Origin of the sequence: Streptomyces sp. NPDC059853, assembly GCF_042731495.1 — a bacterium.
Classification (GTDB): domain Bacteria; phylum Actinomycetota; class Actinomycetes; order Streptomycetales; family Streptomycetaceae; genus Streptomyces.
Genome location: NZ_JBHWJL010000209.1, coordinates 1 through 9,378, shown reverse-complemented (window position 1 = coordinate 9,378; position 9,378 = coordinate 1). Strand labels below are relative to the sequence as shown.

Annotated in this window: 8 protein-coding genes; 1 reads left to right on the top strand and 7 read right to left on the bottom strand. The window is 71.7% G+C overall.

Features of this window, described 5'->3' with window-relative positions:
* The 4 genes from ACFV5N_RS19865 to ACFV5N_RS19850 all read right to left on the bottom strand — a co-directional run.
* Positions 1 to 842: nucleotidyltransferase domain-containing protein (locus ACFV5N_RS19865; protein ID WP_385601442.1), on the bottom strand; the 842-nt coding region annotated here is incomplete at its 3' end.
* An 82-nt stretch (positions 843 to 924) separates the two neighbouring features.
* Positions 925 to 1,263, bottom strand: coding sequence for a P-II family nitrogen regulator (locus tag ACFV5N_RS19860; protein WP_385601439.1), 339 nt, complete (start codon positions 1,261 to 1,263; stop codon positions 925 to 927).
* Positions 1,260 to 2,549, bottom strand: a complete 1,290-nt coding sequence (locus ACFV5N_RS19855; protein WP_385601436.1) for an ammonium transporter — start codon at positions 2,547 to 2,549, stop codon at positions 1,260 to 1,262. The genes ACFV5N_RS19860 and ACFV5N_RS19855 overlap by 4 nt, the downstream gene beginning before the upstream one ends.
* 323 nt (positions 2,550 to 2,872) lie before the next feature.
* Positions 2,873 to 4,411 (bottom strand): hypothetical protein, encoded by a 1,539-nt coding sequence (locus tag ACFV5N_RS19850; protein ID WP_385601433.1) that lies wholly within the window; start codon positions 4,409 to 4,411, stop codon positions 2,873 to 2,875.
* Between the two features lie 338 nt (positions 4,412 to 4,749).
* On the opposite strand from ACFV5N_RS19850, the gene ACFV5N_RS19845 reads away from it, so the two are divergent.
* Positions 4,750 to 5,439 carry a bifunctional DNA primase/polymerase gene (locus tag ACFV5N_RS19845; protein WP_385601430.1) on the top strand — a complete coding sequence of 230 codons (690 nt, stop codon included), beginning with the start codon at positions 4,750 to 4,752 and terminating at the stop codon, positions 5,437 to 5,439.
* 108 nt (positions 5,440 to 5,547) lie between these two features.
* Here ACFV5N_RS19845 and ftsY read toward each other — a convergent pair whose 3' ends face one another.
* From ftsY to ACFV5N_RS19830, 3 genes are all read right to left on the bottom strand, one after another.
* Entirely contained in the window at positions 5,548 to 6,780 is a 1,233-nt protein-coding gene (gene ftsY / locus ACFV5N_RS19840; RefSeq protein WP_385601428.1) for a signal recognition particle-docking protein FtsY, read from the bottom strand.
* A 45-nt stretch (positions 6,781 to 6,825) separates the two neighbouring features.
* A complete protein-coding gene (locus tag ACFV5N_RS19835; protein WP_385601425.1) occupies positions 6,826 to 8,250 on the bottom strand; it encodes a sugar porter family MFS transporter in 1,425 nt (474 codons plus the stop codon).
* Positions 8,251 to 8,373: 123 nt separating this feature from the next.
* The coding region (locus ACFV5N_RS19830) for an AAA family ATPase (RefSeq protein WP_385601423.1) at positions 8,374 to 9,378 on the bottom strand (1,005 nt) is incomplete at its 5' end.

Below are 9,378 nucleotides of genomic sequence, written 5' to 3'. Positions count from 1 at the left end.
GCCTCGTACACGCGGCGCAGCAGGGCATCGGCGTCCAGCATGCCGAGTGCCTTGGCGACCTGGTCCTGGTCTTCGAGGGCGAGCCGGTCGGTGGCGCGGCCGGTGGTCAGGTGGAGGGCGTCGCGGATGTCCAGCAGGGTGCTGCGGGCGGCTTCGAGTCCGGCCCGGGGCGCGTCGGCGATCCAGGAGGCGGCGACGGCGCGCAGCGCGGTGGCGTCGCGCAGGCCGCCGCGGGCCTCCTTGAGGTCGGGTTCGAGCAGGAAGGGCAGTTCGCCGTGACGCCGGGCGCGCTCGCAGCCGAGTTCGTGCAGGGCCGGGAGGCGGGCGGGCGCCTGGGCGCGCCACTGGGCGAGGAGGGCGGTGCGCAGTTCGGTGGTGAGGGCGGCGTCGCCGGCGATGTGACGGGCGTCCAGGAGACCGAGGTGGACCTTGAGGTCGTCGGCGGCGGTCGCGTGGGCCTCGGCGAGGGTGCGGACCGAGTGGTCGAGGGAGATGCCGAGGTCCCACACCGGGTACCAGATGCGGTCGGCGAGGGCGGCGATCTCCGCGGCGGTGCCGGTGCCGTCGTGCAGGAGGAGCAGGTCCAGGTCGCTGCGTGGTGACAGTTCGCCGCGCCCGTAGCCGCCGACGGCGACCAGGGCGACGCGCGGGCTGTGCGGCCGCCGGCCGAGGAGGCCGGTGAGCCAGGTGTCGGTGAGCTGGGCGAGCCGGGCGCGGCGCGGCGGCCCCGGCCGCGTCTGGGGGTCGGCGAGTGGTTCGCCGAGCAGACGCAGCCTGGCCGCCGCGTACCCGCCGCTGGGGCCCGTGTCCGTGCCGGTGGTGGATGTCGACTCCGCCGTCATGCGGTCCCCAGCTCCTGTTCAGGTGGTCAGGTGGTGCGTGTGCCGCGCCCGGTGCGTCCGGGCGCCGGGTGCGTGCCGGGGGTCACAGGGCGTCGGGGCCGCGGTCCCCGGTGCGGACGCGTACGGCCTCCTCCACCGGGGTGCTCCAGACCTTTCCGTCGCCGATCTTCCCGGTGCGGGCCGCCTTGACCACGACGTCGATCAGCTGCTCGGCGTCGTCGTCCTCGACGAGGATCTCCAGGCGGATCTTGGGGACGAGGTCGACGGTGTACTCGGCGCCGCGGTAGACCTCGGTGTGTCCGCGCTGGCGGCCGTAGCCGCTGGCCTCGGTGACGGTCATGCCGTGCACGCCGAAGGCCTGGAGGGCCGACTTGACCTCGTCGAGACGGTGCGGCTTGATCACCGCGGTGATGAGCTTCATGCGTCCACCTTCTTGTCGCCGGCGGCCACCTGGGTGGTCGACGGAGCGCTGCTGGCCACGGTCACCGAGCCGGTGCCGGTCTGGCTGAAGTCGTACCCGGTCTCCGCGTGGTAGGCCTGGTCGAGCCCGGCGGTCTCCTCCTCCTCGGAGGAGCGGAAGCCGATGGTGACGTCGATGATCTTGGCGATGATCCAGGTGACGACGAAGGAGTACACCATGACCGCGGCCGCGGCGGCGGCCTGCAAGGTGAACTGGGCGAAGCCCCCGGCGCCGTCGATGGCGAGGAAGCCGACGAGCAGGGTGCCGATGATGCCGCCGACCAGGTGGACGCCGACGACATCGAGGGAGTCGTCGAAGCCCAGCTTGTACTTGAGGCTGACGGCCCAGGCGCAGACCGCGCCGGCGACGAGGCCGATGAGCAGGGCGCCCATGGGGTTGACGTTGGCGCCGGACGGGGTGATGGCGACCAGGCCGGCGATCGCGCCGGAGGCGGCGCCGAGCGTGGTGTAGGCGCCGTGCCGGATGCGCTCGTAGGCGAGCCAGCCGAGGACGGCGGTGCCGGTGGCGACCATGGTGTTGAGGGCCATCAGGGCGGCGGTGCCGTTGGCGGCCAGCTCCGAGCCGGCGTTGAAGCCGAACCAGCCGAACCACAGCAGGGCGGCGCCGAGCAGGACCATGGGCAGGTTGTGCGGGCGCATCGGGTCCTTCTTGAAGCCGATGCGCTTGCCGATCACCAGGACGGCGGCGAGGGCCGCGACTCCGGCGTTGATGTGGACGGCGGTGCCGCCGGCGAAGTCGATGACCTCGTGTCCGTCGATCTCCAGGCCGCCGATCCAGCCGTTGTCGCCCCAGACCCAGTGCGCGACCGGGAAGTACACGATGGAGACCCACACCGCGATGAAGACGGCCCAGGCGCTGAACTTGACGCGGTCGGCCAGGGCGCCGCTGATCAGGGCGGGGGTGAGCACGGCGAACATCAGCTGGAAGACGGCGAAGGTGAGCAGGGTCTCGGAGCCTTCGACGCCGAGCATGCCCTTGAAGCCGATAAAGTCCAGGTTGCCGATGATGCCGCCGCCCTCGCCGTTGACGCTGTCACCGAAGGCGAGGGAGAAGCCGTAGAGCACCCACAGCACGCTGGAGATGCCGGTGGCGATGAAGCACATCATGAGCATGTTCAGTGCGCTCTTGACGCGGATCATGCCCCCGTAGAAGAAGGCGAGGCCGGGGGTCATCAACATGACCATGGCGGCACAGATCACCACAAATGCGATATCTGCTGCTTCCAACGTGAACGTCTCCTCAGAATGACGACCCGTGCGGGCAGGATCTTGGGCGGGTCAGGATGCGCCACAGGCTCCCGGAGGGCCGTTTCCGGTGATGGCCGCCCATGTTTCGCAGGGGTGACGATGAGTAGCGGCATGTTAAGCAGAGATGAAATGGGCAGGCCCCGCACCACGCCCGTACTACGGTGTGCGGCACTGTCCTCCCGGAGTGCGGACAGGGAACCGGCCGCGGTGGGCCACCCGGGGCGGCCCGGCGGGGAGGACCCGGCCCGGGCCGTCCGGGGCGGCCTCCGCGGCCGGGGATGAGGCGGCCGCGGAGGGCGGGCTCAGCAGGCCCTGACCGCCTCGTTTTCCGGGAGTTCCGCGGTCAGCCGCTCGCTCAGACCGCGGACGGCGGAGATCTCGCCGAAGTCCCGCAGCGCGTTGGCGGAGGTCTTGCGCAGCCGGGTGTTGACCCGCTCCGAGCGCAGCCGCCGCGCCAGCACGATGGCCTGGCCCGCCCGGCCGACCGCGGCCTCGGGGTCGTGCTCCAGCAGGTGCACGGACGCCATGCCGATCAGGTTGAGTGCATACGACCGCTGGTACCCACCGTTGACCTGGCTCTCGCATTCCTGCGCGAAAAGCTGTACGGCACGTTCCATCTCCGGGCGGGCGAGCGAGATGTACGCGGGGCTGCGGCCTGCGATGTAGGCGAGGTCCCGGTAGGAGTGGGCGTTCTCCGACCTCAGCTCGGCCTCGGTGAAGAAACGGATCCAGGGCGGGTCGCGGTCGGCGGGGCCGGCGTCGAAGAAGGTCTCCTCGGCCGCGCGCGCCGCGCGCACGCACTTGGGCGAGGCACCCATGGTGGCGTAGGCGCGTGCCTCGATCGCGTGGAGCATCGCCTGGGTGCGGGCGGTGGCGCCCTCACGGCTGCCGTACTGCGCGAGGTGGATCAGCTCCAGGGCGTCCTCGGCGCGGCCCAGGTGGATCATCTGCCGGCTCATCTGGGACAGGATGAACGCCCCCAGCGGCCGGTCGCCGGACTCCTTGGCGGCGTGCAGGGCGAGGACGAAGTACTTCTGCGCGGTGGGCTGGAGCCCGATGTCGTAGCTCATCCACCCGGCGAGTTCGGACAGTTCCGCGGTGATCCGGAAGAGCCGCCGGCGCACCGGCTCGGGGTGGTGCTCCTGGAGCAGGTCGGTGACCTCGTGCAGCTGGCCGACGACCGCCTTGCGGCGCAGACCACCGCCGCACTGGGCGTCCCAGGCGCGGAATTCGGCGGTGGTGTGCTCCAGAAGCTCCAGTTCGGGCACTGACAGACCGTTTCTGCGCTGGCCTCCGCCACCCGGCCCGGTGGCGGTGGGCAGCGCGATGACCCGGGCACCGCCCTCCGTGTCCTGGGGGGCGGAGGCGGGGCCGTCGGCGGAAGTGGGGACCAGCCAGCGCTGCATGGGCTCGATCAGCGCGGGGCCCGCCGAGACCGACAGGGAGGTGCCCAGGAACCCGCGGCGGCCCAGCATCAAGTCGCTGCGGGAGAACTCGTTGATCAGCGCCACCGTCTGCCGGCCGGCCCAGGGCAGGTCGATGCCGGAGACGGCGGCGGACTGGCGCGCGGAGCGCAGCCCGAGGTCCTCGATGCCCACGACGCAGCCGAACCGCTCGGAGAACAGCTCGGACAGGATGCGGGGTATGGGCTCGCGCGGCTGTTCGCCGTCGAGCCAGCGGCGTACCCGGGAGGTGTCGGTGCTGATGTGGTGCGCCCCCAGTTCCCTGGCCCGCCGGTTGACCTGGCGGGCGAGTTCGCCCTTGGACCATCCGCTGCGCTGGAACCAGGACGTGAGCCGCTCGTTGGGGACCTTCTCGGAGGTGCCGCCGTCAGTGCCCACAGTTACGCCCCCATCCCGGCCCGCAGCATCCCGCGCGGGCCGATGGCCATCGCCTCGTCGTACCTCACGAACTGACGCGCCGTCTGCTGACATCCCGTCTATGAATCTACCGAAAGTAATCCTATGATCACCGACGCGCTGGAGGAGCGATGGCCAATCGCCACCATTCGCCACCCCTCCGATTGAACCTATTGCCCAGCGTGCGCGCTTCACTGGTACGGGGGATGTTCGGCCTCGGGCGGAAGGAAGCACAACGGGGGCGCACTGCGGCGAACGTGCTCCCCCCGGTTACTGCCCGACGATCGTAACTATCGGTATACCGGACCGTTGGAGAGTGCATGGGCTTCACGATCGACGGACTGCGGGAGATCCGGGAGCTGCGGTTGCCGGGCAGGTTGCCGCGGCGGCTGATCCGCGACCCGGTCCGGATGGCGGTCGCCGAGTACACCGGTCTGTGGGGCTGGGACGTCACTCCCGGTGCGCGGGCCGTGCGGCGCGGGCCGGGGCCCGGGCGCCCCGAGTGCTCCTGCGGGCGCGCCGATTGCGCCTCCCCGGGCGCCCATCCGCTCGACCAAGCGCTCACCATCACCGCCGGCACCCCGCTGCGGCAGGCCCTGGCCGACTGGGAGCGCGCCCCCGGTGCCTCCGTCCTGCTGCCCACCGGGCGCGGTTTCGACGTGATCGAGGTGCCGTGCGGCCCCGGTCGCCGCGCGCTGCTGCGTCTGGAGCGCATCGGGCTGCCCCTGGGGCCGGTCGCCGAGGCGCCGCACGGCCGCGTCTGGTTCTTCGTGGCGCCGGGTGCCGCGGCGCAGCTCCCCCAGTTGCTGTACCGGATGGGCTGGGACGACGCGTTGCCGCAGCTGCGCTGCCTCGGTCCCGGCGGTCACATCACCGCGCCGCCGTGCGAGTACGGCGGTTACGGCCCGGTGCGCTGGCTGCGCGCGCCGGATCTGGAGTGCCCCGCGCCGCCGCCGGCCCGGCTGCTGGTGGGCGCGCTGGCGTACGTCTGCCACCGCGCCACCGGCTGACGGGCCGCGGCCGGGCGCCGTCCCGACGTCCGGGCCGCCGCGCCGGGTCGCCACGGGCAGGACGGGCCGACGGGCCGGGCCGCCCGGCGCCCGCCGTCCTGGCTCCCGTCAGCCGATGAGCGCGTCCACGAACGCCTCGGGCTCGAACGGCGCGAGGTCGTCCGCCCCCTCACCCAGGCCGACGAGCTTCACCGGCACGCCCAGCTCCCGCTGCACGGCGATCACGATGCCGCCCTTGGCGGTGCCGTCCAGCTTGGTCAGGGCGATCCCGGTGATGTTGACGACCTCGGCGAAGACCCGCGCCTGGACCAGGCCGTTCTGTCCGGTGGTGGCGTCCAGCACGAGCAGCACCTCGTTGACCGGGCCCTGCTTCTCCACCACCCGCTTGACCTTGCCCAGCTCGTCCATCAGGCCGGTCTTGGTGTGCAGCCGGCCGGCGGTGTCCACCAGCACCACGTCGGCGCCCTCCGCGATGCCCTCGCGGACCGCGTCGAAGGCCACCGAGGCGGGGTCGCCGCCCTCCGGGCCCCGCACCGTACGGGCGCCCACCCGTTCGCCCCAGGTGCTCAGCTGCTCCGCGGCGGCGGCGCGGAAGGTGTCCGCGGCGCCGAGCACCACCGACTTGCCGTCCGCGACCAGCACCCGGGCGAGTTTGCCGGTGGTGGTGGTCTTCCCGGTGCCGTTGACGCCGACGACCAGCACCACGGCCGGCCGCTCCTCGCCCTCCACCGAGACGCCGCCCTCGGTGTGCACCGCGCGGTCCAGATCGGGGCCGACCACGGTGAGCAGTTCCTCGCGCAGCAGCGCGCGCAGTTCCTCGGGGCTGCGGGTGCCCAGCACACGGACGCGTTCGCGCAGCCGCTGGACCAGTTCCTGGGTGGGGCCGACACCGACATCCGCCGTCAGCAGGATGTCCTCGATCTCCTCCCAGGTGTCCTCGTCGAGGCGCTCGCGGGAGAGCAGGCTCAGCAGCCCTTGGCCGAAGGCCGACTGGGAACGGGAGAGCCGGGCGCGCAGCCGCACCAGTCGCCCGGCGGTGGGCTCGGGGGTCTCCAGCGCGGGGGCGGGCGGCGGCGGAGCGACGGGCGGCAGGGTCACGTCCTCGACCGTGCGCCGCTCCTCCTCCGTCACCGGCGGGGATGCCTCGTCCCCCAGCCGGGGCTCGGCAGGCGGTGCCTCCTGCGTCCCGGTGCCGCTCGCGGTGCCCGTACCGGTGGCTCCGCCGTTGCCCTCCTCCTTCTCCCGGGGCAGCGCCTTCCTGCGGCGGCTGCCGACGACCAGCCCCGAGATCGCGGCGATGGCGACCAGAGCGATGACTACGGCGAGAATCACGGTTTCCATAACGCGACTCAGTATCGCCGACGGCCCCCGCCGACGGCGCGGGACTCAGCCCATCTCCTCCAGCGTCTTCCCCTTCGTCTCCGGGACCAGGGCCCAGACGAACGGGATCGACAGCAAGGCGAAGATCGTGTACATGACGTACGCCCCGGACAGGCTCCAGTCCGACAGGGTCGGGAAGCTCTGGCTGACAGCGAAGTTGGCCACCCACTGCGCGGATGCCGCCACCCCGAGCGCGGCGGCGCGCAGCCGGCCGGGGAACATCTCCCCCAGCAGCACCCACACCACCACACCCCACGACAGGGCGAAGAACAGCACGAAGCCGTGCGCCGCGATCAGCGCCGCCGTGGCCTGCGCCTGCGGCATGGAGATGTCCTCTCCCGCGCCGGTGCGGAAGGAGAAGGCCCAGGCCGCCACGCCCAGCGACACCGCCATCCCCGCCGAGCCCACCAGGGCCAGCGGCTTGCGGCCGATCCGGTCCACGAACAGCATCGCGACCACGGTGCCGAGGATGTTGATGATGGAGGTGGTGAACGAGTAGAAGAACGAGGTCCCGGGGTTGACCCCGACGGACTGCCAGAGCGAGTTCGAGTAGTAGAAAATAACGTTAATACCCACAAGCTGCTGGAAAACGGACAAGCCGATGCCGATCCATACGATCGGCAGCAGTCCGTACCGTCCGCCCAGCAGGTCCCGCCAGCGCGAACGGTGCTCGCCGCGGATCGCGGCGGTGATCTCCGCCGCCCGGGCGTCCAGATCCGTGCCCCGGGCCTCCACGTCCGCCAGGACCCGCTTGGCCGCCTCGGTCCGTCCGCGCAGCAGCAGATAACGCGGCGACTCCGGGATGCGCAGCGACAGCAGCCCGTACAGCAGCGCCGGGACCATCTCGATCCCCAGCATAATCTGCCATGCCTCCAGACCCAGCAGCCGGCCGCGCTGGTCTCCGTCGGCGAGATTGACCACGGCCCAGTTCACCAGCTGGGAGACCGCGATCCCCAGCACGATGGCGGCCTGCTGGAACGAGGCGAGCCGCCCCCGGTACTCCGCCGGGGACACCTCCGCGATGTACGCCGGGGCGATCACCGACGCCATCCCGATCGCGACCCCGCCCACGACGCGCCAGAACGCCAGGTCCCAGACCGCGAACGGCAGCATCGACCCGAGGCCGCTGACGAAGAACAGCACCGCGGCCAGTTGCATGACCCTGATCCGGCCGATCCGGTCCGCCAGCCGCCCCGCGACCATCGCGCCGAGCGCCGCGCCCAGCAGAGCGATGGCCACGACCGTGCCGAGCGTTCCCGAGGCGACCCCGAATCTGCCTCTGATGCCCTCGACGGCACCGTTGATGACGGCGGAGTCGTAGCCGAAGAGGAAACCGCCCATCGCGGCGGTGGCGGCGATGAACACCACGAAGGTCAGATGCGGAGGCCGAGCCTCCGGTGTGCGGTTGTCGGCGCTGGTGGTACTGGTCACGGCGTCACTTCCCTGGAACCGGCCGGCGGGGCGGTACGCACCACCGGCCACGAACGACACTGTTCTACTCACGTGTCGCCTACCCGGCGCGTCCGCACCACACGGCAGGCGGGTGCGCGAAGCTCAGGCGAGCCGCTGGCTGATGACCTTGGAGACGCCGTCGCCCTGCATCGACACGCCGTACAGCGCGTCGGCGACCTCCATCGTGCGCTTCTGGTGGGTGATCACGATGAGCTGCGAGCTGTCCCGCAGCTCGCGCATGATGCGGATCAGGCGCTGGAGATTGGTGTCGTCCAGGGCCGCCTCCACCTCGTCCATCACATAGAACGGGCTGGGGCGCGCCTTGAAGATGGAGACCAGCAGCGCCACGGCTGTCAGTGAGCGCTCGCCGCCGGAGAGGAGGGAGAGCCGCTTGACCTTCTTGCCGGGCGGGCGGGCCTCCACCTCGACGCCGGTGGTCAGCATGTCGGAGGGGTCGGTGAGCACGAGCCGCCCGTCGCCGCCGGGGAACAGCCGCGAGAACACCCCTTCGAACTCGCGTGCGGTGTCGTGGAACGCTTCCGTGAACACCTGCTCCACGCGTTCGTCGACCTCCTTGATCAGCCCCAGCAGCTCGGCCCTGGTCTTCTTCAGATCCTCCAGCTGTTCGCTCAGGAACTGGTGGCGCTCCTCCAGCGCAGCGAACTCCTCCAGCGCCAGCGGATTGACCTTGCCCAGCTGCTTGTAGGCGCGTTCGGCCGCCTTCAGACGCTTCTCCTGCTCCGAGCGGCGGAACGGGCGCGGCTGGTTACGGGGGTGGGCGGGGTCCTCCGGCAGGGTCTCCCCCTCAGCGGGCGGGGAGGGCGGTACGAGCTGGTCGGGGCCGTACTCCGCCAGCAGCGCCTCGGGTTCGACACCCAGCTCCTCCAGCGCGCGTTCCTCCAGCTGGCGGATGCGCAGCCGCTTCTCGGCGCCCAGCACCTCGCCCCGGTGCACGGAGTCGGTGAGCTTGTCGAGTTCCGCCTTCAGCTCGCGGCCGGCGGCGCGCGCGGTCGACAGGGCGCTCTCCTTGGCGGCCCGCGCGGTCTCCGCTGCGGCGAGTCCGCTGTCCTGGCCGACGGGCCTGGCGCCGGCGCGGCACATCTTGAT

Coding starts and splice junctions, on each gene's coding strand:
- ACFV5N_RS19860 (WP_385601439.1), bottom strand. CDS start 1,263: ATGAAGCTCATCACCGCGGTGATCAAGCCGCACCGTCTCGACGAGGTC.
- ftsY (WP_385601428.1), bottom strand. CDS start 6,780: ATGGAAACCGTGATTCTCGCCGTAGTCATCGCTCTGGTCGCCATCGCC.
- ACFV5N_RS19845 (WP_385601430.1), top strand. CDS start 4,750: ATGGGCTTCACGATCGACGGACTGCGGGAGATCCGGGAGCTGCGGTTG.